Here is a 24437-nt window from a genome sequence, read left to right as displayed (position 1 = left end):
ACCTGTGCAAGATGAGCAGGTGAGCCACTATCACCGAGTCGCTTCAAGGCTCTTGGCTTATAGCTTTGTTTGCGGTTGGTATCAGCCAAACACACTATTGGAGTAAAGATATTGTCCAGACTCGCTGAATTTCGTGCAGCTGAAAAGGCCCTTCAGGAACAGCTCAAGCAGCTGGAATCGCTGAAGAATGATGCCGGCCTCAAGAAAGAAATCGAATTCGAAGAAAAGCTCCAGGGGCTGATGAAAACCTACGGCAAAAGCCTGCGTGACATCATCGCCATCCTCGATCCGAACCCGGCAAAATCCGGCCTGCAACAAGCAAAAACACCTAAAACCCGCCGCGCTCGCGTGGTCAAGGTCTATCAGAACCCGCACACCGGCGAACTGATTGAAACCAAGGGCGGCAACCACCGCGGCCTGAAGGCCTGGAAGGAACAATATGGCGCAGCCACTGTTGATTCCTGGCTGCGTGGCTAACAGCTTGCGGTTATCAAAAAGCCCTGCTCATGCAGGGCTTTTTCATGAATACTCACTAAATGCAACGATCTGACGGGATCAACTCGCAACTTACCGATCAACTTTATGCTTAATGCCTTTGGGTATCTAAAAATGTCGGAAACCGCCAAAATCCACTGACACGTAAACCCCCGACACTAAAGTTTCAAGCTGTTACGCACCGCCTCGATTTCTTCCTGACTTGCCTTATAAGCCTCGGCCTGCCCTGCGTAAGAAAGAACATAGGCTTTATCGGCATCCACCGCCCCGACCAATGTTTGCGACAGCACGTGTCGCCCGTTCTGGGTAATGGTGCAGGTTGTTTCCAGCGCCGACAGGCGGCTCAATGTCGCGGGATGTATTTTGTTGCAGACACTTTGATAGCCGCTTTGAAAGAAATCTTTCTGCACCGCTTTGCGCATCTCAAGCAAAACGCCCTGCACATTCACTTGATGACCGCTTTCGACTTGAGTCATCGTCAACTCCATGACCATGACTGGCGTGCCGCTTTGATCGTTTTTGACCGCACGCTGACGGGAAACAGCTGAATTGGCCGCGTCTGGCGCAAGGGCTTCGACTTCCCAGCCACTGGGCCACGTCACCTGTGGCGCCTCGGCATGAGCAATGGCAACCATTGAAAACAGGCCCAGCAGGACGAACATCGGCTTACAGAATCGAACCATTGCAATAAACACTCACGAATTGAACCGTAAAGTCTGAGCCTCGCCCGCCTGTCAGGCAATAGCAGACCGTTTGGGTTTGGTGATGTCAGAGCCCTTGCGTATCATTGTGACCATTCGTTAGCCCCACTTATTTTCCGGAGGGCCCATGAGCCTGCACGAATTGAACACCTTCCCAGGCGTCACCGCCCAGCCTGACACCGCCACCCAGAAATTCGTCTTCAACCACACCATGCTGCGGGTCAAGGACATCACCAAGTCCCTGGACTTCTACACGCGTATCCTCGGTTTCTCGCTGGTGGAAAAACGCGATTTTCCAGAAGCGGAATTCAGCCTGTATTTCCTCGCCCTGGTCGACAAGAACCAGATCCCGGCCGACGCTGCCGCCCGCACCGAGTGGATGAAGTCGATTCCCGGCATTCTCGAACTGACCCACAACCACGGCACCGAGAACGACCCTGACTTCGCCTACCACAACGGCAACACCGACCCGCGTGGTTTTGGTCATATTTGCATCTCCGTGCCGGACATCCGCGCGGCGTGCGAACGTTTTGAAGCGCTGGGCTGTGACTTTCAGAAGCGTTTGAATGACGGACGCATGAAGAGCCTGGCCTTCATTAAAGACCCGGATGCTTACTGGGTTGAAATCATTCAGCCTGCTCCGCTTTAACCTTCACCAAACATACCCCTGCAGGAGTGTGTGAAGCACAAAAAACCCCATGATCACTCATGGGGTTTTGTGTTTTCAGCGGCGGCGTTTATGCGGGGGCCGAGGTCCGGATCAGGTGATCGAATGCGCTCAGGGAAGCCTTGGCGCCCTCGCCCACCGCAATCACAATCTGCTTGTACGGCACGGTGGTCACGTCACCGGCAGCAAACACGCCCGGCATCGAGGTTTCACCGCGAGCATCGACGATGATCTCGCCACGAGGCGACAACTCGATGGTGCCCTTGAGCCAATCGGTGTTAGGCAGCAAACCGATCTGCACGAAGATGCCTTCGAGGTTGACCGTGTTGAACTCGCCCGAATCGCGATCTTTGTAGACCAGACCGGTCACCTTCTGGCCATCACCTTTTACTTCACTGGTCAAGGCACTGGTAATGACGGTGACGTTCGGCAGGCTGAACAGCTTGCGTTGCAACACCGCATCGGCGCGCAGTTTGCTGTCGAACTCCAGCAGCGTGACGTGGCTGACGATACCGGCCAGGTCGATGGCCGCTTCAACGCCGGAATTACCGCCGCCGATCACCGCCACACGCTTACCCTTGAACAGCGGACCGTCGCAATGCGGGCAGAAACAGACGCCTTTGGCTTTGTATTCCTGCTCGCCCGGCACGCCCATTTCACGCCAGCGCGCACCGGTGGCGAGAATCAGCGCCTTGGTTTTCAGTGTGGCACCGCTTTCGAAACGGACCTCATGCAACTCACCGGGATTCTTCGCCGGGATCAGCGCGGTGGCGCGTTGCAGGTTCATGATATCGACGTCGTATTGCTTGACGTGTTCTTCGAGCGCGCTGGCCAGTTTTGGCCCTTCGGTTTCCTGCACGGAGATGAAGTTTTCGATGGCCATGGTGTCGAGCACCTGCCCACCAAAACGTTCTGCCGCGACACCGGTGCGAATGCCTTTACGCGCGGCATAGATCGCCGCTGCTGCACCCGCTGGACCACCGCCGACGACCAATACATCAAAGGCGTCCTTGGCGCTGAGCTTCTCGGCTTGACGCTCGATGCCGCTGGTGTCGAGCTTGGCGAGGATTTCTTCCAGGCCCATGCGGCCCTGGCCGAAGTTCACGCCGTTCAGGTAGATGCTTGGCACTGCCATGACTTGGCGCTCATCGACTTCGGCCTGGAACAGCGCGCCATCAATGGCGACGTGGCGGATGTTGGGGTTCAACACGGCCATCAGGTTCAGCGCCTGGACCACGTCCGGGCAGTTCTGGCAGGACAGCGAGAAGTAAGTCTCGAAGCTGAACTCGCCTTTGAGTGAGCGAATCTGTTCGATCACTTCAACGCTGGCCTTCGAAGGGTGGCCGCCGACTTGCAACAGCGCCAACACCAACGAGGTGAATTCGTGGCCCATCGGGAGGCCGGCAAAGCGCAGGCTGATGTCGGCGCCCGGGCGATTGATCGAGAACGATGGCTTGCGTGCGTCATCACCGTTATCGAGCAAAGTAATTTGCGTGGAAAGACTGGCAACGTCTTTCAACAGTTCGAGCATTTCCTGGGATTTCGCACCGTCGTCGAGGGAGGCAACGATCTCGATCGGCTGGGTGACCCGTTCCAGGTACGATTTCAACTGGGCTTTAAGATTGGCGTCCAACATACGGGCGATTTCCTTTCTGGTATTTCGTGAAAAGCAGGCATAAAAAAACGCCCGAGCGAATCTCGCCCGGGCGTTTTTGAGGGCGGTTGCAGCTTACTGAGTAGGTGCGGCGTACCGCCCTGTTGTAGCGCTCACAGACTTAGATCTTGCCGACCAGGTCCAGGGACGGCGCCAGAGTGGCCTCGCCTTCTTTCCACTTGGCCGGGCAAACCTGGCCTGGGTGAGCAGCGACGTACTGGGCAGCCTTGATCTTGCGCAGCAGCTCGGAAGCGTCGCGGCCAACGCCGCCATCGTTCAGTTCAACGATTTTGATCTGGCCTTCAGGGTTGATCACGAAGGTGCCACGGTCAGCCAGGCCTGCGTCTTCGATCAGCACGTCGAAGTTGCGGGAGATGGCGTGAGTCGGGTCACCGATCATGGTGTACTGGATTTTGCCGATGGCTGGCGAAGTGTTGTGCCAGGCAGCGTGGGCAAAGTGGGTATCGGTGGAAACGCTGTAGATCTCGACGCCCAGTTTCTGGAACGCGTCGTAGTTGTCAGCGAGGTCTTCCAGTTCGGTCGGGCAAACGAAGGTGAAGTCAGCCGGGTAGAAGAAAACGACAGACCATTTGCCTTTCAGGTCAGCGTCCGACACTTTTACGAAGTCGCCATTTTTGAAGGCGTCAGCTTTGAACGGTTTAACGTGGCTGTTGATGATAGGCATCGATGACTCTCCGTCAGGGTTGAAAAGTTGGGTTAACAAGTTGATGGGGTGAATCCTACCCACTCGATCCCCGGATGGCTCATTGGCAAACCTCATGCTGGTGATTTGTTTTCGCTATTAGCCGACGGTATTAATAGAAGAAAACGTGATCTACAGCGCCAACGGCTTTTCCGCGAGTCGGGCCATGCCCAGAAACGGGCTGGCTTCAACATAGCGCATGGCGGACTTCATATCCTTCCAGCCCACGTAACTCATCAACGACTTCAAGTCCCAACCACTCTGATGGGCCCAACTGGCAAAGCCGCGTCGCAAGGAGTGACTGGTGTAGTGCTCGGCGGGAATGCCGGCGCGCTCAAGGGCCTGGCGCAGTAGCGGGATGACGCTGTTGGCGTGCAACCCCTCCTCGCTCAGGTGCCCCCAGCGATCGATGCCTCGAAACACCGGCCCACGAACCAATGCGGCTTCGGTGATCCACTGGATGTAAGCGTTCACCGGGCAAAGGCGTTGCAAGGCTGGGGTCTGGTAGGTCTTGCCGAGGTTCTCGCGGTCGCTCTTGGTGCGCGGTAAGTAGAGTGTGATGCCAGAGCTGGCGATCGCTTGAACGTGCTCGATTTGTACACGGCACAGCTCATCACTGCGAAACCCGCGCCAGAATCCCAGGAGGATCAGCGCCATGTCGCGCCGCGCCCGCAGGAGCGCCGGTCGATCCTGCTGCGCCCTGGCTTCTGCCGCTTCTTTTTCCAACCAGGCAACCACCTGCTCCAGATGTTGCAGTTGCAACGGTTCGGCCTGTTTTTCCTGAGCCGGGTGCAGCGCGCGAATCCCCTTGAAGACCTTGCGCACCACTGGCGCCTTGGTCGGATCAGGAAATCCCTGACTGTGGTGCCACTGCGCCAGCGCCGACAGACGCAACTTCAGCGTATTGATCGACAACTCCCCCGCATACGCCACCAGATAGCGCGCGACGCTGTCGGCGGTGGCCGGCAGAAACCCGCCCCACGTGACTTCGAAATGCTCAATGGCTGCCCGGTAGCTGCGCCGGGTGTTGTCGCGCGTGGCGGCCTGTAGGTATCGATCCAGCTCGGTCATCGGTTCAACTCTCTAAAACGTACCGCGTTGGCGGGTGCAATCGTGCCGTGCGGCTCATCACACGGGGTAATACCAGTATATCCCGCATGACAAATTGACATCATTTATCTTTATTTTTCAGATGGTACACTGTGTACTTTAGTGGCATGTACCACAGTACGAAATCGTAGGAGAACTCATGGCTCGTGGCGGCGTAAATAAAGCAGTGGTGCAAGCGGCACGGTTGGCGATCCTCGCCCGTGGCGAAAACCCAAGCATCGATGCAGTACGGATCGAAATGGGCAACACCGGCTCGAAAACCACGATCCATCGCTACCTGAAGGAACTGGATGACGGCCGTGAACGGGCCGAGCCCGTGGCAGAACCCATCGATGACGAACTGGCGGATCTGGTGTCGCGCCTGGCCCAACGCCTGAAAGAGAAGGCCCAGGAACCGATCGACCAGGCTCGCGAGCAGTTCGACCAGCAGCGCAAAACACTGGAAAGCCAGCTTTCAGAAGCCCAGGAAGCCAATACCGAATTGCATCAGCAGTACGAGATGCAAAGCCTGGCACTGACCCAGGAATCCGAATCGCTACAAGAAACCCGCTCCATGCTGCAAACCGAGCAAACCCGCAATGCCGGGTTGAATCAGGCACTGGCCGGTTTCGAATTGCGCTTGCAGGACAAGGACGAGCAGATTCGCTCACTGGAAGAAAAGCACCTGCACGCCCGCGAGGCCTTGGAGCACTACCGCAACGCCGTCAAGGAACAGCGTGAGCAGGAACAAGGCCGCCACGAAAGCCAGGTGCAGCAGATTCAAATGGAGCTGCGTCAGGCACAGCAAAGCGCGATGGTGCGTCAGGACGAGATCACTCAGCTGCACCGCGACAATGAGCGTTTGTTCACTGAAAACCGCGGCTCCCAGAGGGAGCTGAGCCTGTTGCAGGATCAACTCAAGCACACCAATAGCCGGCAGGATCAACTGCTGGAACAGGTCAACCGCATCGACAGCGAACGCACCCTCCTCCAGGAACGCTTGCGCGTCGCCCTGCTGGAAAGTCAGTCGCTGAAACAGAGCGTCGACGAGCAGTCGCAGGCTAATAAAGCGCTGGAAATTGAATTACTCAAGACTCAGGCGAGCCTCGATGAAAGCATGCGCCTGGCGGCTGCTGTTGCAACAGCGCCAGACGCAGCCAAGGACGATTAACCGGCGACAGGCGTACGCATGGTGACGAACTCTTCGGCGGCCGTCGGGTGCACGCCGATGGTTTCGTCGAAATCGCGCTTGGTCGCCCCTGCCTTCAAGGCAATCGCCAAGCCCTGGACGATCTCGCCAGCATCCGGCCCGACCATGTGGCAGCCCAACACCTTGTCGGTCTTAGCCTCTACCACCAGCTTCATCAGCGTGCGCTCCTGGCACTCAGTCAGGGTCAGCTTCATTGGGCGGAAACGGCTTTCGTAGATCACCACCTCGTGGCCCGCTTCGCGAGCGTCTTCCTCGCTCAAGCCAACGGTGCCAATGTTCGGCAGGCTGAACACAGCGGTCGGAATCATCTTGTAATCCACCGGGCGGTATTGCTCAGGCTTGAACAAGCGTCGAGCCACAGCCATGCCTTCGGCCAGAGCGACCGGCGTCAGCTGAACACGACCGATTACATCGCCGAGCGCCAGGATCGACGGCTCTGCCGTCTGATACTGCTCATCGACCTCGACAAAGCCTTTCTTGTCGAGTTTGACGCCGGTGTTTTCAAGCCCGAGGTTGTCGAGCATCGGACGCCGGCCAGTCGCGTAGAACACACAATCCGCTTCCAGCTCGCGACCATCCTTGAGTGCAACCTTCAGACTGCCATCAGGCTGCTTGTCGATACGCTCAATGTCGGAGTTGAACTGCAGGTCCATGCCACGCTTGGTCAATTCTTCCTGCAAATGCTTGCGCACCGCGCCATCGAAACCGCGCAAGAACAACTCACCGCGGTACAGCAACGTGGTCTTGGCACCCAACCCGTGGAAGATACCGGCGAACTCAACGGCAATGTAACCACCGCCCACCACCAGAACGCGCTTCGGCAGTTCCTTGAGGAAAAACGCCTGGTTGGAGCTGATTGCATGCTCGTGTCCCGGGATTTCCGGGATCTGCGGCCAGCCACCGGTCGCAATCAGGATGTTTTTAGCGGTATGGCGTTCACCATTGATCTCGACCGTGTGCGGATCGACGATTTTGGCGTGGCCTTCATGCAAGGTGACGCCGCTGTTGACCAGCAAGTTGCGGTAAATGCCATTCAGGCGATTGATCTCGCGGTCCTTGTTCGCGATCAGCGTGGCCCAATCAAACTGCGCCTCGCCCAGCGTCCAGCCAAAACCGGAAGACTGCTCGAAGTCTTCGGCGAAGTGCGCACCGTAGACGAGCAATTTCTTCGGCACACAGCCGACGTTCACGCAGGTACCGCCCAGATAGCGGCTCTCGGCCACGGCCACTTTTGCGCCAAATCCGGCGGAAAACCGTGCAGCTCGAACACCACCGGAACCGGCGCCAATCACGTACAAATCAAAATCAAAGGCCATTTTCAATCTCCTCGGCAGTCCACAAGCATACCCGCAGACGTTCGCCGGGCAAGTGCTGCAAACGATATAGGGCCAGAAAATAAAAAAGCCACCCGAAGGTGGCTTTTCAATACAAGCGAGTCAACAGCTATCAGTAAGCCTTGCCAGTCTTGTAGAAGTTCTCGAAGCAGAAGTTGGTCGCATCGATGTAGCCTTCAGCGCCACCACAGTCGAAACGCTTGCCTTTGAACTTGTAGGCCATCACGCAGCCGTTCTGGGCTTGCTTCATCAGGGCGTCGGTGATCTGGATTTCACCACCCTTGCCTGGCTCGGTTTGTTCGATCAGGTCGAAGATATCCGGGGTCAGGATGTAGCGACCGATGATCGCCAGGTTGGACGGTGCATCTTCCGGCTTTGGTTTCTCGACCATGCTGTGAACGCGGTAGATATCATCGCGAATCATCTCACCGGCGATCACGCCGTACTTGTGAGTTTCTTGTGGGTCGACTTCCTGAATGGCGACGATCGAGCAGCGGAACTGCTTGTACAGCTTGACCATCTGGGTCAGAACGCCGTCACCTTCAAGGTTTACACACAAGTCATCCGCCAGCACCACGGCGAACGGTTCGTCACCGATCAGCGGGCGACCGGTCAGGATCGCGTGACCCAGGCCTTTCATTTCGGTCTGACGGGTATAGGAGAACGAGCAATTGTCGAGCAGCTTGCGGATACCGACCAGGTATTTCTCTTTGTCGGTGCCCTTGATCTGGTTTTCCAGCTCGTAGCTGATGTCGAAGTGGTCTTCCAGGGCGCGCTTGCCGCGACCGGTAACGATGGAGATTTCGGTCAAACCGGCATCCAGAGCTTCTTCGACGCCGTACTGGATCAGTGGCTTGTTTACCACCGGCAGCATTTCTTTGGGCATGGCTTTAGTCGCTGGCAGGAAGCGAGTACCGTAACCGGCTGCTGGGAACAAGCATTTCTTGATCATATAAGTCCTTGAAAGGGCTGTGTGTACGAGTTTCGGCGCAGTCTAATCAGGCGGCGTGCACCTTACAATGCCCCGCACTGGCTAACCGATGCCAACATAGAGAAATATTCTCGCGGATAGTTCCGCATATCGCTGCACAGATCCTTCGACAGCTTCTAATAGATAGCAGATAACCCGGAACCTGCACTGGCGATCACACCAGACATGCAATCGCACCACCATACGCCCATCAGCACTCTCTGGGTGCATTTGGCGTTATCATGGCGCAATTGAACAAGCCAACGAGGCAGATAGATGTCGGAAGCAAAAAGCGTCAACGGGTTCCTGATCAAACAGAAAGACGGCGAATGGTGGATAAAGAACTTCGGCGATACCGAGACGATCACCGGGCCGTTCCCTACCGAAGCACGGGCGATTGAAGTGGCATCCGTATTGCAGCTTGAACACCCAGCACCCGCCAAACGTCGCGGCAAAGACAAGACTTGATCTGAACCGGTTTCTGACCAGGCCCTGCTTCGCGCAGGGCTTTTTTGTGATTACACGCAAGGGAAGTGGCCCTTCGCTATAACCTTTTGATGCCAGCGCTGTCACAGGCTTAGCCCCATCATCCTGACGACGACAACGACATGACTAAATTTTTGCCTCTGATTGCAGTATTGGCCCTGAGCGGCTGCGCCACCTCGGAAACGGCTTACCTGAAAAACGGCGAACAGGGGCTGGCCATCGACTGCTCCGGCGAAGCCAACTCGTGGGCCACCTGCTACGAAAAAGCCGATGCATCCTGCGCTGGCACCGGCTATCGAATCGTCGGGACCGACGGCACGCCGTCAACCAAGGAAAGCGACAAGACCCTTGGCGTCGATGTAGGCAATTTCAAGAACCGCAGTGTCTTGGTGGTCTGCAAGTAAGTCCGACGCTACATGTGAATTTCAGCAAACTTAATCCCGAGACCGCGCACGGTCTCGATCAGGTCGTCGAGACGGCTGAACGATTCGACTTCGTCGTTATCGTCCACCAGAAAATAACTGCGCCCGGCGCTTTTCTTGAAAAACACGATCCACTCCCCTGGATTCGCCGGGTTCTGAATCACATGGGTGGCAGAGATGTGACCCTCTGCATGCCGCTCCCGAACCTGCTCTCGCTTCATGCCTGACTCCAGAAATGACAATGCCGTCAAAGCACAGCCTTGACGGCATCGATGTAGATTGTCGCTAGTGTATCAGCCGGAAATGCAGGCGTTGGCGGCTTTCTGCACATCCTTGGGGCGTACCGGCACATTGGACATGCGCTCATGCAGCTTGATGCTGCTGCCACCGGAACGCTCTTCAATATCAAAGACGGCGGCCGGGTCCGACGAGAACTTCGCCGGAACGATCACGCGCACCCCGTCTTTGTGTGGCTCAACCTGCAAAGCACCACGGCTATCGGCCAGTTGCTCAACCAGGCACTGTGCATACTCATGGGGCTTTTTTCCTGAGATCACGTTCATGGTCGGCAGCGTCTCGTTGATCTCAGTCACGCTGGCGCAGCCACTTACGACCAACGCCAACGGCAGGACTAACACACCCCACTTCATACAAAAACCTCCGATAAAGACCCTCGGACAGCACAATTGCTGATTTTCTCCGAGGCGCACCGCTTTTATCGCCCACAGAATGCCGAATAACTGTTTTTAATTGCCAAAGCGAACCATGACGACCCGATAATAACCTGTGCGGGCTGATAAACTGCGCCAATCGCCCATGCTATCGTTTTGATTTTGTAGAAAAAGCCCTTCTGGAGGCGCCTCATGAAATTTATCCACCAGCGCGAGCACCTCAATGAAGACGACATCGTCGTCATCCAGTGCTCCCAAATGTGCAACATCCGCTTGATGAACGACGCCAACTTTCGCAGCTTCAAGAATGGTGGTCGTCACACCTACCACGGCGGCGCATTCGATACTTTCCCGGCCCGGATTACCGCGCCGAGCACCGGCTTCTGGAACATCACCATCGACACGGTCAACCGCCGGCCGATCAGCGTGACCCGCAAGCCGACCCTGTCTCATTCGATCAAGATCATCCGTCGCTCCAGCACAAAACTGAGCTGAGCAACGTCCGCACACGAAACAAGGCAGGTATGACCGTGGCTCAAACGACCAAGTACGTCATCAAATACAAACTCAACGGTGAGCGCCGCTTCGAGTTTGCCCAGCTTGAAAACGGCACCGCTGAAGAAGCCAAGGCCGCGCTCGACGCCATTCATGGCCAGAGCGACGATGTCATCAGCGAGATCAGCGTCAGCAAAGCACTGTAACAGCCCCCGGAGCGGCCACAGGGATGTCTGCTTCCGCGCCTGAAGTTTGACCGCAAGCGCCGGAGTGTTCGCCCCGCCCCTGCTGCCTAGACTGGCCACCTCAACCTTGGGTTAAGGAGTCAGAACATGCTGGAGCAACAACTCGATCAGGATGGCTGCGCCATTATCAGATCACTCCTGAGTGCCGAATCCTGCGACGAGATCAGCGCATTTTACGCGCAGCCCGGGCTTTTTCGTTCACAGGTGATCATGGCTCGTCACGGCTTTGGCCGTGGCGAGTACAAATACTTCAAATACCCTCTGCCGGATCCCGTCGCGCGCCTGCGCAACGCGCTCTACCCGAGCCTGGTGCCGATTGCCAATCGCTGGCACGAATGCATGGGCCTGCCGACGCGTTTTCCCGCGACGCATGCAGACTTTTTGCAGCGCTGCCATGCCGCCGGTCAGGAACGCCCGACCCCCTTGTTGCTGCAATATGGCCCGCAGGACTACAACTGCCTGCACCAGGACCTGTACGGCGAACACGTCTTTCCGCTGCAAGTGGCGATTCTTCTGTCAGAACCCGACGAAGATTTCACCGGCGGCGAATTCGTGCTGACCGAACAGCGCCCGCGCATGCAGTCACGTCCTCTGGTCATGGACCTGAAGAAAGGCGATGCCTTGATCTTTGCCGTCAGCCAGCGCCCGGTCAAAGGTGTTCGCGGCTACTACCGAGTGAACATGCGCCACGGCGTGAGTCGCCTGCACAGCGGAAAACGGCATACCCTTGGAATCATCTTTCACGATGCGTTATGAACCATGAACCCTTTCACCCTGGATTTGTTTGCCGACACCGAACCCGAACAACCGCTACGGCGCGAGCAGATCGGTGAACAAGCCTGCGTCTTGCGCGGCTTTGCCCTGCCCTGGCTGGAATCGTTGCTGACAGCGCTAGAGGGGGTTTTGACCGTCGCGCCGTTTCGGCAGATGGTCACCCCCGGCGGCTTCACCATGTCCGTAGCCTTGAGCAGTTGCGGTGCCCTGGGCTGGACCACCGACCGAAGCGGCTACACCTACACGCGCAATGACCCGCAGACCGGGCAACCCTGGCCGAAAATGCCTGAGGTGTTTTTTGAACTGGCACAAGCGGCGGCACGTGAAGCCGGATTTACGGATTTTGTTCCCGATTCCTGCCTGATCAACCGCTATGTCCCCGGCGCGAAGATGTCTTTGCACCAGGATAAAGACGAAGGTTCCTACGCAGCGCCGATCGTTTCGGTATCGCTAGGGCTGCCCGCAACGTTCCTGTTCGGCGGTTTTGAGCGCAGCGATAAAAGCCAGCGTGTGCCCCTGTTGCATGGCGATATTGTGGTCTGGGGTGGCGTCGACCGTTTGCGCTATCACGGCGTATTGCCGATCAAGGACGGGCATCATCCGAAGCTGGGCGAACAACGGATCAACTTCACGTTTCGTAAGGCCGGTTGAAAGACTCGAATTTGACCGCAAGACCCGGAGTGCCACGCCCCTCTCGCCTGATTAATCTGAATGAAACGGGTCAATGGAACTACAGACATGACAACTCATTCGACTAAAACAGCTACCGAAATCGATCCTCGCTGGGCCGCCGTTGTAGCGCGCGATCCAGCCGCAGACGGGCAGTTTGTCTACGCGGTCAAAACCACCGGCATTTATTGCCGCCCGAGCAGCCTGGCGCGCTTGCCGAATCCGCAGAACGTCGAGTTTTTCGACACGCCGGAGCAAGCCCAGGCGGCGGGATACCGTCCCAGCAAACGCGCAGCAAAAGACCAAAGCGATGTTGCCGCCCAACACGCGGCCACCGTGGCAGCGGCCTGTCGGCACATCGAATCCGCCGAAAATCTGCCGCCGCTCAATGAACTGGCGGACGCAGCGGGCCTCAGCAGCTTCCATTTCCACCGAGTGTTCAAAGCCGTCACCGGGCTGACACCCAAGGGTTACGCCACGGCTCATCGCTCGCGCAAGGTGCGTGATCGTCTGGCGGGTGGTGGCTCGGTCACCGATGCCTTATATGACGCTGGTTTCAATTCCAACAGTCGTTTCTATGAAGCGGCGGATAACTTGCTCGGCATGAAGCCGGGCGACTACCGCGCTGCCGGGCAAAACAACGACATCCACTTTGCCGTTGGCCAGTGTTCCCTGGGGGCCATTCTGGTGGCGCAAAGTGAACGCGGGGTTTGCGCGATTCTGCTGGGGGATGATCCGCATCAACTGGTCTGCGATCTGCAGGACAAATTTCGGCGTGCCAACCTGATCGGCGCCGATCATGAGTTCGAGCAACTGATCGCCCAGGTCGTAGGGTTTATCGAAGCGCCGGCCCTTGGCCTGGATTTGCCGCTGGACGTGCGCGGCACGGCGTTCCAGGAGCGTGTCTGGCAAGCCTTGCGCGAAATTCCCGCTGGCCGCACCGCGAGCTATGCCGAGATTGCCCAACGCATCGGGTCGCCCAAGGCTGTGCGCGCCGTGGCCCAGGCGTGCGGCGCGAACAGTCTGGCGGTGGCGATCCCTTGCCACCGCGTGGTGCGCAGCGACGGCAACCTGTCAGGCTATCGCTGGGGCGTTGAGCGCAAGCGTCTGTTGCTGGAACGCGAGACGCGCTGATCAGCGATTCACATCGACCACCACCCGCCCGCGCAATTGCCCGGCGAGCAGGCGCGGCGCGGCATCGATGGCTTCGCTCAAAGCGATTTCATGGCTGATCAGCGGCAGCAGCGCGAAGTCCAGATCCTTGGCCAGTCGATTCCAGGCCAGTACGCGCCTGGCCTTGGGCTGGGTCACGCTGTTGATCCCGGCCAAGGTCACGCCACGCAGAATGAACGGGGCGACCGAGGCCGGGAAGTCCATGCCTTGCGCCAGACCACACGCTGCTACCGTGCCGTTGGCCTTGGTGCTGGCGCAGGCGTTGGCCAACGTGTGGCTGCCGACCGAGTCAATCACCCCCGCCCAACGCTCCTTGGCCAACGGTTTGCCGGGGGCGGACAATGTGGCACGGTCGATGATTTCACTGGCGCCCAGCTGCTTCAGGTAATCGTGTTCGGAAGTTCGACCGGTGGAAGCGACGACGCGATAACCCAGCTTGCTCAGCAGCGCGATCGCGAAACTGCCGACACCGCCGTTGGCACCGGTGACCAGCACTTCACCTTGATCGGGCGTCACACCGTTATGTTCCAGCGCCAGGATGCTCAGCATGGCCGTGTAACCGGCAGTACCGATGGCCATGGCTTGGGCCGCTGTAAATTCCTTTGGCAGCGGGATCAGCCAGTCACCGTTCAGGCGTGCCTTCTGCGCCAATCCACCCCAATGCCCTTCGCCCACGCCCCAGCCATTGAGGACCACTTGATCTCCGGCCTTGTAGTCCGGGTGATCGCTGGTTTCGACAGTGCCTGCCAGATCGATCCCCGGCACCATCGGGAATTTTCGCACCACCGGGCTGCTGCCGGTGATTGCCAAGCCATCCTTGAAGTTCAGCGTGCTGTACGCCACGCGGACCGTTACGTTCCCTTCGGGCAGTTGATCGTCATTGATCTCTTGCAGTGTGGCCCGGTAACCGCTGTCGTCTTTGTCGATCAAAATGCCCTTGAACATCGTTACCTCTCAATGGAATCAATCAGGATGTGGAGCCCTTGAAATACCATAAAGAAACATTTCGCCGTACAAGACTTTAAGCCAAACCGCTGGCCAGCCAAAAGTAGACTGGCCCTTCACCCTCGATAGCTGGTAAAAAACCGGTTCAACCGTCCTGCCCTGTTTTGACGTCGGAGATTGAAATGAGCCAATGGCCAGACACCCGCATTCTTGACCTGCTCGGGATTGAGCTGCCGATCATCCAGGCCCCCATGGCCGGCGCCAACGGATCGGCCATGGTCATCGCCGCGAGTAACGCCGGTGGCCTGGGCTCGATGCCGGCTGCATTGCTGACCATCGAGCAATTGCGCGAAGAGCTGAAGACGATTCGCCAACACAGCCAGCGCCCGTTCAACATCAACTATTTCTGCCATCAACCTCCGGCCCCTGACGAGCAACGCGCCCGGGACTGGAAGAACGTGCTGGAACCTTACTACCGGGAACTGGGCGTCGATTTCGATGCGCCGACACCGGTTTCAAACCGCGCGCCGTTCGATGTGGCCGCCTGCGAGGTCGTCGAAGCGTTTCGCCCTGAAGTGGTCAGTTTTCATTTCGGCCTGCCGGAAAAGTCCCTGCTGGACCGGGTGAAAGCCACCGGTGCAAAAATTCTCTCCTCGGCGACCACGGTTGAAGAAGCTGTCTGGCTCGAAAGGCACGGCTGTGACGCCATCATCGCCATGGGTTACGAGGCCGGTGGTCATCGCGGGATGTTTCTCAGTGATGATCTGAGTAGCCAGGTCGGGACGTTTGCCTTGGTGCCACAGATTGTCGATGCGGTAAAAGTGCCGGTGATTGCCGCCGGCGGGATCAGTGATGCGCGCGGCGTTGCGGCCGCCTTTATGTTGGGCGCTTCAGCGGTGCAGGTGGGCACGGCTTATTTGTTCACGCCAGAAGCCAAGGTCAGCGCGTCTCACTACAAGGCATTGCGCACGGCCAAAGAAAGCGAGACCGCTGTCACCAACATTTTTACCGGCCGCCCGGCACGCGGCATTCTCAATCGGGTGATGCGTGAAATCGGGCCGATCAGCGATAAAGCGCCGAAATTCCCACTCGCCGGCGGTGCGCTGATGCCGTTGCGAGCCAAGGATGAAGCGGATTTCAGCAACCTCTGGGCCGGGCAAGCGTTCCGGTTGAGCGCTGAAATGACCACAGCCGAATTGACCCGTCGCCTGGCGGATGAAGCATTGGCCAAACTGCTCCGTCGATAAAGCGATCCCCGGTAGCCGCTGCCGAGCCCGCGAGGCTGCGTCCGGCGGCGCAACCGGACGCAGGCTTCGCCAGCGGCTACAGGGTTGAGCGCGGCTAATACCGATTCCCCACTCATAAACCAACACATTCCGTTTGAAGGCATTTCGCTATATATTCGGCTATATAGCGTTTCACCTCCTTGCTGCATTTGCCTATAACGGAGCCGTTTCATGACCATGGGTGCCTCACGTTTTGCCCCTTCTTGCCTCGCCAGCCTGATCGCCCTCTTCGCTTTCGGCTCCGCGCACGCGGACGAAGTCCAGGTCGCTGTCGCCGCCAACTTCACAGCCCCTCTCCAGGTCATCGCTGCCGATTTTGAGAAAGACACCGGGCACAAACTGATCGCGGCGTATGGTGCCACCGGCCAGTTCTACACCCAGATCAAGAATGGCGCGCCGTTCGAAGTGTTCCTCTCGGCCGACGACACCACCCCGCAAAAACTTGAATCCGAAGGCGACACGGTCAAGGGTTCGCGCTTCACCTACGCCATCGGCACCCTGGCGCTGTGGTCGGCCAAAGAAGGTTACGTCGACGCCAAGGGCGAAGTACTGAAGAAGAACGAGTACCGGCACTTGTCCATTGCCAACCCGAAAGCTGCACCGTACGGTCTGGCCGCGACTCAGGTACTGGCCAAGCTGGGCCTGACCGACAAGGTCAAGGATAAGATCGTAGAAGGCCAGAACATCACCCAGGCTTACCAATTCGTCTCCACCGGCAACGCAGAACTGGGCTTCGTAGCCTTGTCGCAGATCTACAAAGACGGCAAAGTCACCGGCGGTTCGGCGTGGATCGTTCCAGCTGACATGCATGACCCGATCAAACAAGACGCGGTGATCCTCAACAAAGGCCAGGACAACCCGGCCGCCAAGGCACTGGTTGAATACCTGAAGGGTCCGAAAGCCGCTGCTGTCATCAAATCCTATGGTTACCAACTCTAAATGACGCTGACGAGTGCCGACTTCGCTGCCATCTGGCTAACCCTCAAACTGGCGTCCCTGACGACCGCGATCCTGTTGGTCATCGGCACTCCAATTGCGTTATGGCTGTCACGCACCCATTCCTGGTTGCGCGGCCCGGTCGGGGCGATCGTCGCCCTGCCCTTGGTCCTCCCGCCCACGGTGATTGGCTTTTATCTGTTGCTGGCGCTGGGGCCTCACGGTTTTGTCGGTCAGTTCACCCAATCGCTGGGGTTTGGCACCCTGACCTTCAGCTTTGCGGGGTTGGTCGTCGGCTCGGTGCTGTACTCGATGCCATTCGTGGTTCAACCGCTGCAAAACGCCTTTTCCGCCATTGGCACTCGCCCCTTGGAAGTGGCCGCGACCTTACGCGCCAATCCGTGGGACACCTTCTTCAGCGTGATCCTGCCGCTCGCACGGCCGGGTTTTATCACAGCGGCGATTCTCGGCTTCGCCCACACCGTCGGTGAGTTCGGTGTGGTCTTGATGATCGGCGGCAACATCCCGGACAAGACGCGCGTGGTGTCGGTGCAGATCTACGATCACGTCGAAGCCATGGAATACGCCCAGGCCCATTGGCTGGCCGGGGCGATGCTGGTGTTCTCCTTTGCGGTGTTGCTGGCGCTCTACTCCAGCCGCAAAACCAAAGCGATCTGGAGCTGATCGATGATCGATATGCGTCTGCAATTGAGCTATTCGGGGTTCGCCCTGGACGTGGACCTTCAATTGCCCGGTCGTGGCGTGACCGCGCTTTATGGACACTCAGGCTCGGGAAAGACCACCTGCCTGCGCTGCATCGCCGGACTGGAACAAGCCCCACAGGGTTTTATCCAGGTCAACGATGAAGTCTGGCAGGACAGCGAAAAGAAGATTTTCGTACCGCCGCATAAACGTGCGCTGGGGTATGTCTTCCAGGAAGCCAGTCTGTTCCCGCACCTGTCAGTGCTGGCGAACCTGCAATTCGGCCTCAAGCGCATCCCGAAACAGCAGCGCCGGGTCGACATGGGCCATGCCACGGAATTGCTGGGGATCGGGCATCTGCTGGAACGTCACCCGCAGCACCTTTCCGGCGGCGAGCGGCAGCGGGTCGGCATTGCGCGCGCGCTGCTCACCAGCCCGAAACTGCTGCTGATGGACGAGCCGCTGGCGGCGCTGGACAGTCAACGCAAAAACGAAATCCTGCCTTACCTGCAACGCCTGCACGATGAGCTGGACATCCCGGTGCTGTATGTCAGTCACTCGCAGGATGAGGTCGCGCGTTTGGCCGATCACATTGTCTTGCTGAGCGAAGGCAAGGCGCTGGCCAGCGGCCCCATCGGCGAAACCCTCGCCCGTCTCGACCTGCCACTGGCGCTGGGCGACGATGCGGGCGTGGTGATCGAGGGGCATGTCAGCGCGTATGACGCCCACTATCAGTTGCTGACCTTGCAGTTGCCCGAGACCGAACTGGGCATTCGCGTCGCCCATGCGCCCATGCCCTTGGGTCAGACACTGCGTTGCAAGGTTCAGGCGCGCGATGTCAGCCTGAGCCTGCGAAGCGTCGAGCAAAGCAGCATCCTCAATCGCCTGCCGGTAACCGTGATCGGTGAAATCAGCGCCGACAACGCTGCCCATGTGCTGATACGCCTGAATGCCGCCGGCACGCCATTACTGTCTCGTATCACCCGCTACTCCCGGGATCAGTTGGGCGTGCATCCTGGCCAGCACCTCTGGGCACAAATCAAAGCGGTGGCAGTGCTGGCCTAAGTCTTTTGGCACCAACGACAAATGAGCGCGGTCAATGGCTGTACTGACCCCTGATTTGTTGTCGAGGTTGACTCGCCATGTCCGATACCGCGCTGCCAGATGTTCTGCCACCCGACCTGCACTATGTCGATGACACGCAGCCCGGAATCAGCCGAAAGCTGCTGCGTGGAAAGTTTGTTTACTTCGATCCGGCGGGCCAGCGCATTACCGATACGGACGAAATCAAACGCCTCAACGCGCTCGCCGTACCGCCGGCCTATATGGATGTGTGGATTTGCGCCGACCCGCGCGGCCATCTGCAAGCCACCGGCCGCGACGCTCGTGGTCGCAAGCAATACCGCTACCACGCACGCTGGCGCGAAGTGCGCGATGCCGACAAATACTCGCGCCTGCGCGACTTCGGCCTGGCACTGCCGAAACTGCGCAAACAGCTTGAAACGCTACTGGCCGCGCCAGGCTTCAGCCGAGACAAGGTCATGGCCACCGTCATCACCTTGCTCGATGCAACGCTGATCCGGGTCGGCAATACGCAGTACGCCCGGGACAATCGTTCCTACGGCCTGACGACGTTGCGCAGCCGTCACGTTGAAGTCAACGGCAGCGCTATCCGCTTTCAGTTCCGCGGCAAGAGTGGCGTCGAGCACCAGATCACCGTGAGAGACCGACGCCTGGCCCGGATCATCAAGCGTTGCCAGGAAATCCCCGGACAAAACCTGTTTCAGTATCTGGATGAGAACGGTGAGCGACACACCGTCAGTTCCGCCGACGTCAACGCGTACCTGCAAACCCTCACCGGCGCCGATTTCACGGCCAAGGATTACCGCACGTGGGCAGGCAGTGTCCTGGCATTGTCGGTGTTGCGCGAATTGCAGTGGGAGCCGGAGTCCGACGCCAAACGCCAGGTGGTAGAGATGGTCAAGGGCGTCGCCAGGCAGTTAGGCAACACGCCCGCGGTGTGCCGCAAATGCTACATCCACCCAGCGGTGCTCGACGCTTTTATGCTCGGCGCTCTGGCAGAGTTGCCTCGGCCAAGGATGCGTAAAGGGCTCAGGCCAGAGGAAGTCGGGCTGGCCATGTTCCTTGAGCGCATGATCGCCAGCGCTGAAGCGACGAACTGACCTGTCTATTTTTTGCACGACCAGAAAGAACTTCTATAGTTGATCTGAACCAGAATCAGCTGCGGTGACGCCATGGAAGACATTTTCGTTGTGAAGCGTTGCAACAAGATCATCATTCATGGTCGCCGAGCCGGTGAATCCGGTCACCCGCCACCCGACGCCGCCGTCTGGTACCGCATCGCCGACACTCGCACTCATGGTTTCATCGGTGACGGCTTTGACGCTGAAGCCGATGCCAGGCGGGAATGCCAACGGCTGAATGCCACATCGCAAGTGATGGCCCGGCAAGGATGATGAACAGGTACCTGTCTATTCCGGGTCTATACTGAAAAACAGCTGAAGGATCGGCGACCCCAACGGCTGAAAGCTCGCACCTGGCGGGCTTTTTGCTGCCATTTGCCAGGTTTCTTCAACGGAGGTGTTTTCCATGTCCGAAAAAGAGTCCATCACCACCCTCCTCACCCTGCTTGACTCCCGGCAGGCTCGGCTTGCCGCCGCGTGCAAGGAAATTGCCGATTGGGTCGATCATCAAGGGGGGCACCCAACAGCCCTCAGAATTCGTGATCGGCTAAACGACATCGAAAAAGACACTCCCCTGATTCGAAACACGCTGTCGTCGCTAAAGCCTGTCGATCCGCCCCTGCCACGGTTCAGATGAGTCGGGCACGCGACGCGAGAACAGAGCCTGTTTCAGGACGCATGAACGGCGACCTTATCGTCACCGCGATTGTGCCTGTCTGAGTGTTTGCCGCTACACCCGCAAACCCGGCCTGGCGCTGGGCTTTTTTTTGCGACATTTCTTTCACGCCGCATTTACAACACGCGCCCTACAGTGAGTCACTCCTTTGAAGAATCACCTTGGTCTGCCCGCATGCAGACCTTTTTTTTGCCTGTCAGGCAGCCATCGAACGCTGGCGTTTGCGCGGGGTCAAACAATCACACGTCACGAAGGAGACGTTCCATGGTCACCCACTACAAAGTCAGCGGGCATCTGGCCTGCGGTCACAACGGCAGCAACCTCACGTCCACCCAGGAACTGAACCGCGTGAAATGCAGAAGCTGCCGAAACACCGACGCGTACAAGGAAGCGCGCAAGGCCCAACGCAATGCAACACGCCGTGCCGCACGCAAGGCCAAAGCCACTCACACCGCCAATGACTGGCGCGCAGCCTGGACTGAACGGCTAACCGCCATGGCCGGGTTGCAAAGACTGCCTCGTGGTTTCAGCGGCCAGCCTTTTGTATAACAGGCTCATTCGACAGCAGGGTCGACTTCGTTCGACCCACTGCTGATCAACGCGCTAGCGGGCGCCATCACTTCCGCGAGCGACATACGCTTGAATGCTTCGAACAGTCGCCGCCCCTCTTCAGGCGCGCAGGTGATGGCCAAACGCATGGTCGCCTCGCCCAGTTGCCAGATCAAAAAAGCCGTATCGCAAACTTGCTGGGTATCACTGCCTGGAAACACACGAAGCATCGCATCCGCCAGCAACCTGCCCGCCACTCGACTCTCTTCCAGTTCCAGCGCCAGCAGTTGCTTGTCGGCTTGCATCCCCGACCAGATATCACGCATTACAGGCTCCGCCTGAGCGATGTTGTAATACTGCTCAAGCAAGTCCGAATAGGCCTCACGCAGCCCTTGCGCATCCTGGACCGCTACCAATGCCGTTTCTATGCAACGGCGACTCTCTGCGTTAAAGCGTTCGGCCAGCGTGCGGATCACCGAGCTCTTGTCCGGAAAATACTGATAAAGCGAACCAATCGAAATCTCCGAGCGTTCGGCAATTTCACTCATCTTTAATGAGTCGCTGCCCTTGGTTGCGATCAGTTTTGTTGCCACCGCCAGAATGCGCTCCTGCCGCTCGCGACTGCGTTGTTGCGTGGGGTTGCGTCGGCTCGGCTCTGAAACCGCCTGTTCGCGCTCGGTGATAGTTTTCTTCGGCACTGGTGGGAATCCCGGTCGATAACGTGACATGCACTCACCTTAGCACCGCCTATCAACCCACCCAAGGGGGGGATGGCCGTACGTCGGTTCCGCTCTTTCGTTTATTGACGGCAGAACGTGAGCGTTTATCATCTTTTTAACGTGAGTGTTACTCACATTAACCCGATGGAGATGAACGCGATGAAGACCTCTCAAGACCGCATCCTCATTCTCGGTGCGACCGGTAAAACAGGGAGCAGGATTACTCAACGGCTACAACATGCGGGATTGCCCGTGCGGCTGGGCTCTCGTGGCGCCAATCCACCTTTCGACTGGGAAGATCGCGGCACTTGGGAGGCCACGCTTGATGGCATCGACGCCGTATACATTTCCTATCAACCAGACCTCGCCGTTCCGGGTGCCGTCGAAACGATTCAGGCGTTTACCGACCTGGCGGTCAAAAGCGGCGTCCGCAAACTGGTGCTGCTGTCCGGACGCGGAGAGGCCGAAGCGGAACAAGCCGAACGCGTCATACAAAACAGCGGCGTCGACTGGACGATCCTTCGCTGCAGCTGGTTCTTCCAGAACTTCAGTGAGGCACATTTTCTGGAGCCGATTGTTCAAGGAGAAGTAGCCCTTCCCGTTGGCAACATCGCCGAGCCCTTTGTCGACGTGGAAGACATCGCCGAGATTGCCGTCCTGGCGCTGACGCAACCCGGCCACTCAGATCAGCTTTATGAACTCACAGGGCCACGGGCGCTGACGTTTGCCGAGGCGGTCGATGAGATTGCTCGAGGGACCGGCCGCGATATCGGCTTCGTCGCCGTACCGCCGGATGCCTATAGAGAGGCGCTGGAACAGGCGCACCTTCCAGCCGAGTTGACCAACCTGGTGCTGTACCTCTTCACAACGGTGCTCGACGGGCGCAACACGCCCCTTGCCGATGGCGTCCAGCGTGCACTGGGCCGTCCCGCGCGGGACTTTAGCGATTATGTGCGGCGCACTGCGGATACGGGAGTTTGGGCGAGTGAACGCTGAACAAATAAATACGGCAAACATCCCGAATGAGATCAATACTCATCCTGTCATGTTGTGGACACTATGATGGGACGCCGATTCGGCTTGGCTCAGTAACGTTCGAGGTGACGCCATGTTTTTGAAAGTGATTTTCATCTACTGGCCGCTGCTGGCGATCATCATCGCCGCAGCGCTGAGCCGACTTGTCCATAACGCCAAGGTTGCTGATCGGGCGCTAGAAGCGCAGCAGTTTTCAAACGTAATTGCGGAGCAATTCTGAAATCAAGAGCCGGAAACAAACAAGGGCTTGCATCAGCTTTCGCCCGCAAACCCTTGATTTTAGATGGTGCCCGAAGCCGGAACCTTATTTATTCTTAAAATCACCGCATTCATTGGAGTCAACCGACAACCTTAGAATCAAATGTACTGACTAATGTACTATTTTGTGAACGCTGGGGGGTTGAGGTCGTTACGCCAGAGTGAGTACGCAAGGGCAGCAATCGGCCAGAAGCTGCCTTTCGCCAGTGGCAGCTATGTATCACGACCTGAAATTGTCATCACTGAAAAATGGTCGCGACAGCTAGATGAGTTCACTAAGACGGGGATTGAAGCAGGTAGCAGCATTACATGATGCGCCTATTCCCTTGGTCTGAATTGCCTGAGCTGATACTCGAGGGAGTCATAAAGTTGAAGAATTTCGTCGCCTGTGACATCCAGTCCGCACTCGAAACACTTCAATCTGAGTAAGTCTTTAAACGAGGCGAACCGATGCAGGGCAGGCTGAAGATCAGCGCCGCAATTTGGACACGTCACCGTACAGGTGTCTACTTCTAGCATCACAGCCACCGCTCTCTGGCTCGTTTCAGATATTAAACGATATCGGGAACCTCTAACTTTGAGAAAAATCAACAAGCTGTCGCATCCGGTCACGGAGGGCGGCGCCTGACTGGCCCCTATTTTTGCTCGTGACGGTAACACCGTCACCAACCCAGCCGAGATCAATCCTGACTGCGGCTCCTGGCCGCTTTCTGACCCTCGCGGCGGGCAGAAAACGGCCAATAGCAGCCGGTCACAACCGACGGAGAACAGCCAAAAGCGCATAATCATGACCGTCCGCCATTCTCTCTAAGCAGACGCGTAAGTGAACGGCTCCAGCAAAATTTGAGGTTCGACCCACAACCTTAAACCGTAGGGAATTACCGAATACCCGTCGTATCGCCCAGTGAAAGTATTCGAAGCTGCAAACTCCAAGAATTTACCGCGCTTGTCATCAACAACGCGGATACCGGGGCATCCAAGCATTGTGTATTTGATAATGGGGTTTGGTAGTGAAGCCTCACTCACCTGAATTTCCACATCAGAATCATATTGCCAAATTGTCAATTTCAGTCTGACAGTACCTTGCTCGATAACGTAACAGTGTGATGTTTCGAACTCATCCAGGGAGGGGAAGACGCCGAGTACGGCGATTAAATCAAAAGGATCCCACGTTAAAAGGGGCATAAAGCATCCTTTGCTGACATCACGGTGAATTTGATCCCATTCTAATCATCAGCCAATCTGTAACGCAGTTTTTCTCTAAGACTTGTTGGCCATAGGCAGGGCGATTTTTCGCAATCCATCACCAAACGAACATTCACGATCTGGAGGACTCTACGGTTTTTTCCCTCCGTCAGCTTTGGGTCGA

The 24437-nt window shown here is 57.6% G+C and carries 31 protein-coding genes; 20 read left to right on the top strand and 11 right to left on the bottom strand.

The features are described 5' to 3' along the window. Window positions 1-111: 111 nt before the first annotated feature. The gene (locus D882_RS0109445) at window positions 112-477 is read left to right on the top strand and encodes a histone-like nucleoid-structuring protein, MvaT/MvaU family (protein WP_027922999.1); all 366 of its coding nucleotides are present in this window, start codon (window positions 112-114) and stop codon (window positions 475-477) included. 176 nt (window positions 478-653) lie between these two features. Here the strand turns inward: D882_RS0109445 and D882_RS0109440 are convergent, their stop codons facing one another. Further along, the gene (locus D882_RS0109440; RefSeq protein WP_027922998.1) at window positions 654-1178 is read right to left on the bottom strand and encodes a DUF4946 domain-containing protein; all 525 of its coding nucleotides are present in this window, start codon (window positions 1176-1178) and stop codon (window positions 654-656) included. Between the two features lie 145 nt (window positions 1179-1323). Here D882_RS0109440 and gloA point away from each other — a divergent pair, with 145 nt between their 5' ends. Continuing rightward, entirely contained in the window at window positions 1324-1845 is a 522-nt protein-coding gene (gloA, locus tag D882_RS0109435; protein WP_007946202.1) for a lactoylglutathione lyase, read from the top strand. An 88-nt stretch (window positions 1846-1933) separates the two neighbouring features. Here the strand turns inward: gloA and ahpF are convergent, their stop codons facing one another. The 3 genes from ahpF to D882_RS0109420 form a co-directional block, all read right to left on the bottom strand. After that, a complete protein-coding gene (gene ahpF / locus D882_RS0109430; protein WP_027922997.1) occupies window positions 1934-3499 on the bottom strand; it encodes an alkyl hydroperoxide reductase subunit F in 1566 nt (521 codons plus the stop codon). A gap of 139 nt (window positions 3500-3638) precedes the next feature. Beyond that, entirely contained in the window at window positions 3639-4202 is a 564-nt protein-coding gene (ahpC, locus tag D882_RS0109425) for an alkyl hydroperoxide reductase subunit C (RefSeq protein WP_027922996.1), read from the bottom strand. Between the two features lie 150 nt (window positions 4203-4352). Then, complete coding sequence (locus D882_RS0109420) at window positions 4353-5291, bottom strand: site-specific integrase (RefSeq protein WP_027922995.1); 939 nt, start codon at window positions 5289-5291, stop codon at window positions 4353-4355. A gap of 178 nt (window positions 5292-5469) precedes the next feature. Between D882_RS0109420 and D882_RS0109415 the strand changes: the two genes are divergently transcribed. Beyond that, window positions 5470-6480: a DNA-binding protein gene (locus D882_RS0109415; RefSeq protein WP_027922994.1), complete on the top strand. Its 1011-nt coding sequence runs from the start codon at window positions 5470-5472 to the stop codon at window positions 6478-6480. On the opposite strand, the gene gorA is transcribed toward D882_RS0109415, so the two are convergent. Next, window positions 6477-7835, bottom strand: coding sequence for a glutathione-disulfide reductase (gorA, locus tag D882_RS0109410; protein ID WP_027922993.1), 1359 nt, complete (start codon window positions 7833-7835; stop codon window positions 6477-6479). The two genes, D882_RS0109415 and gorA, sit on opposite strands and share 4 nt — an antisense overlap. Before the next feature lie 130 nt (window positions 7836-7965). Next, entirely contained in the window at window positions 7966-8805 is an 840-nt protein-coding gene (gene galU, locus D882_RS0109405) for a UTP--glucose-1-phosphate uridylyltransferase GalU (protein WP_010460715.1), read from the bottom strand. 294 nt (window positions 8806-9099) lie between these two features. On the opposite strand from galU, the gene D882_RS0109400 reads away from it, so the two are divergent. Both D882_RS0109400 and D882_RS0109395 read left to right on the top strand, forming a co-directional pair. Next, window positions 9100-9291: a hypothetical protein gene (locus D882_RS0109400; RefSeq protein ID WP_027922992.1), complete on the top strand. Its 192-nt coding sequence runs from the start codon at window positions 9100-9102 to the stop codon at window positions 9289-9291. 140 nt (window positions 9292-9431) lie between these two features. Then, window positions 9432-9713, top strand: coding sequence for a hypothetical protein (locus tag D882_RS0109395; protein ID WP_027922991.1), 282 nt, complete (start codon window positions 9432-9434; stop codon window positions 9711-9713). An 8-nt stretch (window positions 9714-9721) separates the two neighbouring features. Here D882_RS0109395 and D882_RS0109390 read toward each other — a convergent pair whose 3' ends face one another. Both D882_RS0109390 and D882_RS0109385 read right to left on the bottom strand, forming a co-directional pair. After that, entirely contained in the window at window positions 9722-9952 is a 231-nt protein-coding gene (locus D882_RS0109390; protein ID WP_027922990.1) for a hypothetical protein, read from the bottom strand. Between the two features lie 72 nt (window positions 9953-10024). After that, a complete protein-coding gene (locus tag D882_RS0109385; protein ID WP_027922989.1) occupies window positions 10025-10381 on the bottom strand; it encodes a hypothetical protein in 357 nt (118 codons plus the stop codon). A 213-nt stretch (window positions 10382-10594) separates the two neighbouring features. On the opposite strand from D882_RS0109385, the gene D882_RS0109375 reads away from it, so the two are divergent. The 5 genes from D882_RS0109375 to ada all read left to right on the top strand — a co-directional run bounded on the left by D882_RS0109375 (window position 10595) and on the right by ada (window position 13719). After that, on the top strand, window positions 10595-10897 hold the full coding sequence (locus D882_RS0109375) for a DUF1883 domain-containing protein (protein WP_027922988.1): 303 nt from the start codon (window positions 10595-10597) through the stop codon (window positions 10895-10897). Window positions 10898-10926: 29 nt separating this feature from the next. Next, window positions 10927-11103: a hypothetical protein gene (locus D882_RS1000000132655; protein ID WP_155953714.1), complete on the top strand. Its 177-nt coding sequence runs from the start codon at window positions 10927-10929 to the stop codon at window positions 11101-11103. Window positions 11104-11229: 126 nt separating this feature from the next. Continuing rightward, window positions 11230-11898 carry a 2OG-Fe(II) oxygenase gene (locus D882_RS0109365; RefSeq protein ID WP_027922987.1) on the top strand — a complete coding sequence of 223 codons (669 nt, stop codon included), beginning with the start codon at window positions 11230-11232 and terminating at the stop codon, window positions 11896-11898. Window positions 11899-11901: 3 nt separating this feature from the next. Further along, window positions 11902-12567 carry a DNA oxidative demethylase AlkB gene (gene alkB, locus D882_RS0109360; protein WP_027922986.1) on the top strand — a complete coding sequence of 222 codons (666 nt, stop codon included), beginning with the start codon at window positions 11902-11904 and terminating at the stop codon, window positions 12565-12567. Window positions 12568-12654: 87 nt separating this feature from the next. Then, on the top strand, window positions 12655-13719 hold the full coding sequence (ada, locus tag D882_RS0109355) for a bifunctional DNA-binding transcriptional regulator/O6-methylguanine-DNA methyltransferase Ada (protein ID WP_027922985.1): 1065 nt from the start codon (window positions 12655-12657) through the stop codon (window positions 13717-13719). Here the strand turns inward: ada and D882_RS0109350 are convergent, their stop codons facing one another. Continuing rightward, complete coding sequence (locus D882_RS0109350) at window positions 13720-14703, bottom strand: MDR family oxidoreductase (RefSeq protein WP_027922984.1); 984 nt, start codon at window positions 14701-14703, stop codon at window positions 13720-13722. It lies immediately after the preceding gene. 182 nt (window positions 14704-14885) lie between these two features. Here D882_RS0109350 and D882_RS0109345 point away from each other — a divergent pair, with 182 nt between their 5' ends. The 8 genes from D882_RS0109345 (at window position 14886) to D882_RS0109305 (ending at window position 21056) form a co-directional block, all read left to right on the top strand. Then, window positions 14886-15950, top strand: coding sequence for a nitronate monooxygenase family protein (locus D882_RS0109345; protein WP_027922983.1), 1065 nt, complete (start codon window positions 14886-14888; stop codon window positions 15948-15950). Window positions 15951-16160: 210 nt separating this feature from the next. Continuing rightward, entirely contained in the window at window positions 16161-16928 is a 768-nt protein-coding gene (gene modA, locus D882_RS0109340) for a molybdate ABC transporter substrate-binding protein (protein ID WP_027922982.1), read from the top strand. Then, window positions 16929-17609, top strand: coding sequence for a molybdate ABC transporter permease subunit (gene modB, locus D882_RS0109335; protein ID WP_027922981.1), 681 nt, complete (start codon window positions 16929-16931; stop codon window positions 17607-17609). Window positions 17610-17612: 3 nt separating this feature from the next. Then, on the top strand, window positions 17613-18692 hold the full coding sequence (gene modC, locus D882_RS0109330) for a molybdenum ABC transporter ATP-binding protein (RefSeq protein WP_027922980.1): 1080 nt from the start codon (window positions 17613-17615) through the stop codon (window positions 18690-18692). Window positions 18693-18769: 77 nt separating this feature from the next. After that, a complete protein-coding gene (locus D882_RS0109325) occupies window positions 18770-19810 on the top strand; it encodes a DNA topoisomerase IB (RefSeq protein WP_027922979.1) in 1041 nt (346 codons plus the stop codon). Window positions 19811-19882: 72 nt separating this feature from the next. Continuing rightward, window positions 19883-20104, top strand: coding sequence for a hypothetical protein (locus D882_RS0109320; protein ID WP_027922978.1), 222 nt, complete (start codon window positions 19883-19885; stop codon window positions 20102-20104). Between the two features lie 133 nt (window positions 20105-20237). Further along, on the top strand, window positions 20238-20468 hold the full coding sequence (locus tag D882_RS0109310; RefSeq protein WP_007946177.1) for a hypothetical protein: 231 nt from the start codon (window positions 20238-20240) through the stop codon (window positions 20466-20468). A gap of 303 nt (window positions 20469-20771) precedes the next feature. After that, complete coding sequence (locus D882_RS0109305) at window positions 20772-21056, top strand: hypothetical protein (protein ID WP_027922977.1); 285 nt, start codon at window positions 20772-20774, stop codon at window positions 21054-21056. A 5-nt stretch (window positions 21057-21061) separates the two neighbouring features. Here the strand turns inward: D882_RS0109305 and D882_RS0109300 are convergent, their stop codons facing one another. Next, window positions 21062-21784: a TetR/AcrR family transcriptional regulator gene (locus D882_RS0109300; protein ID WP_050590163.1), complete on the bottom strand. Its 723-nt coding sequence runs from the start codon at window positions 21782-21784 to the stop codon at window positions 21062-21064. Window positions 21785-21934: 150 nt separating this feature from the next. On the opposite strand from D882_RS0109300, the gene D882_RS0109295 reads away from it, so the two are divergent. Beyond that, on the top strand, window positions 21935-22771 hold the full coding sequence (locus D882_RS0109295; RefSeq protein ID WP_027922975.1) for an NAD(P)H-binding protein: 837 nt from the start codon (window positions 21935-21937) through the stop codon (window positions 22769-22771). A gap of 112 nt (window positions 22772-22883) precedes the next feature. Next, window positions 22884-23030: a hypothetical protein gene (locus D882_RS1000000132875; protein WP_172825944.1), complete on the top strand. Its 147-nt coding sequence runs from the start codon at window positions 22884-22886 to the stop codon at window positions 23028-23030. 845 nt (window positions 23031-23875) lie between these two features. Here D882_RS1000000132875 and D882_RS1000000132975 read toward each other — a convergent pair. Further along, window positions 23876-24253 (bottom strand): hypothetical protein, encoded by a 378-nt coding sequence (locus tag D882_RS1000000132975; protein ID WP_027922974.1) that lies wholly within the window; start codon window positions 24251-24253, stop codon window positions 23876-23878. Between the last annotated feature and the right edge of the window lie 184 nt (window positions 24254-24437).

This window comes from Pseudomonas sp. URMO17WK12:I12, from assembly GCF_000514395.1.
Classification (GTDB): domain Bacteria; phylum Pseudomonadota; class Gammaproteobacteria; order Pseudomonadales; family Pseudomonadaceae; genus Aquipseudomonas; species Aquipseudomonas mucoides.
Note: the sequence above shows the minus strand (reverse complement) of the source record. Positions and strands in the feature narration are given on the sequence as shown.

Coding starts and splice junctions, on each gene's coding strand:
- D882_RS0109295 (WP_027922975.1), top strand. CDS start 21,935: ATGAAGACCTCTCAAGACCGCATCCTCATTCTCGGTGCGACCGGTAAA.
- ada (WP_027922985.1), top strand. CDS start 12,655: ATGACAACTCATTCGACTAAAACAGCTACCGAAATCGATCCTCGCTGG.
- D882_RS1000000132655 (WP_155953714.1), top strand. CDS start 10,927: ATGACCGTGGCTCAAACGACCAAGTACGTCATCAAATACAAACTCAAC.
- D882_RS0109375 (WP_027922988.1), top strand. CDS start 10,595: ATGAAATTTATCCACCAGCGCGAGCACCTCAATGAAGACGACATCGTC.
- D882_RS0109415 (WP_027922994.1), top strand. CDS start 5,470: ATGGCTCGTGGCGGCGTAAATAAAGCAGTGGTGCAAGCGGCACGGTTG.
- ahpF (WP_027922997.1), bottom strand. CDS start 3,499: ATGTTGGACGCCAATCTTAAAGCCCAGTTGAAATCGTACCTGGAACGG.
- D882_RS0109365 (WP_027922987.1), top strand. CDS start 11,230: ATGCTGGAGCAACAACTCGATCAGGATGGCTGCGCCATTATCAGATCA.
- alkB (WP_027922986.1), top strand. CDS start 11,902: ATGAACCCTTTCACCCTGGATTTGTTTGCCGACACCGAACCCGAACAA.
- modA (WP_027922982.1), top strand. CDS start 16,161: ATGACCATGGGTGCCTCACGTTTTGCCCCTTCTTGCCTCGCCAGCCTG.
- D882_RS0109395 (WP_027922991.1), top strand. CDS start 9,432: ATGACTAAATTTTTGCCTCTGATTGCAGTATTGGCCCTGAGCGGCTGC.
- D882_RS1000000132875 (WP_172825944.1), top strand. CDS start 22,884: ATGTTTTTGAAAGTGATTTTCATCTACTGGCCGCTGCTGGCGATCATC.
- galU (WP_010460715.1), bottom strand. CDS start 8,805: ATGATCAAGAAATGCTTGTTCCCAGCAGCCGGTTACGGTACTCGCTTC.
- D882_RS0109345 (WP_027922983.1), top strand. CDS start 14,886: ATGAGCCAATGGCCAGACACCCGCATTCTTGACCTGCTCGGGATTGAG.
- D882_RS1000000132975 (WP_027922974.1), bottom strand. CDS start 24,253: ATGCCCCTTTTAACGTGGGATCCTTTTGATTTAATCGCCGTACTCGGC.
- gorA (WP_027922993.1), bottom strand. CDS start 7,835: ATGGCCTTTGATTTTGATTTGTACGTGATTGGCGCCGGTTCCGGTGGT.
- D882_RS0109305 (WP_027922977.1), top strand. CDS start 20,772: ATGGTCACCCACTACAAAGTCAGCGGGCATCTGGCCTGCGGTCACAAC.
- D882_RS0109310 (WP_007946177.1), top strand. CDS start 20,238: ATGTCCGAAAAAGAGTCCATCACCACCCTCCTCACCCTGCTTGACTCC.
- D882_RS0109440 (WP_027922998.1), bottom strand. CDS start 1,178: ATGGTTCGATTCTGTAAGCCGATGTTCGTCCTGCTGGGCCTGTTTTCA.
- D882_RS0109325 (WP_027922979.1), top strand. CDS start 18,770: ATGTCCGATACCGCGCTGCCAGATGTTCTGCCACCCGACCTGCACTAT.
- D882_RS0109400 (WP_027922992.1), top strand. CDS start 9,100: ATGTCGGAAGCAAAAAGCGTCAACGGGTTCCTGATCAAACAGAAAGAC.
- D882_RS0109385 (WP_027922989.1), bottom strand. CDS start 10,381: ATGAAGTGGGGTGTGTTAGTCCTGCCGTTGGCGTTGGTCGTAAGTGGC.
- ahpC (WP_027922996.1), bottom strand. CDS start 4,202: ATGCCTATCATCAACAGCCACGTTAAACCGTTCAAAGCTGACGCCTTC.
- D882_RS0109350 (WP_027922984.1), bottom strand. CDS start 14,703: ATGTTCAAGGGCATTTTGATCGACAAAGACGACAGCGGTTACCGGGCC.
- modC (WP_027922980.1), top strand. CDS start 17,613: ATGATCGATATGCGTCTGCAATTGAGCTATTCGGGGTTCGCCCTGGAC.
- D882_RS0109320 (WP_027922978.1), top strand. CDS start 19,883: ATGGAAGACATTTTCGTTGTGAAGCGTTGCAACAAGATCATCATTCAT.
- D882_RS0109390 (WP_027922990.1), bottom strand. CDS start 9,952: ATGAAGCGAGAGCAGGTTCGGGAGCGGCATGCAGAGGGTCACATCTCT.
- D882_RS0109300 (WP_050590163.1), bottom strand. CDS start 21,784: ATGTCACGTTATCGACCGGGATTCCCACCAGTGCCGAAGAAAACTATC.
- modB (WP_027922981.1), top strand. CDS start 16,929: ATGACGCTGACGAGTGCCGACTTCGCTGCCATCTGGCTAACCCTCAAA.
- D882_RS0109420 (WP_027922995.1), bottom strand. CDS start 5,291: ATGACCGAGCTGGATCGATACCTACAGGCCGCCACGCGCGACAACACC.
- gloA (WP_007946202.1), top strand. CDS start 1,324: ATGAGCCTGCACGAATTGAACACCTTCCCAGGCGTCACCGCCCAGCCT.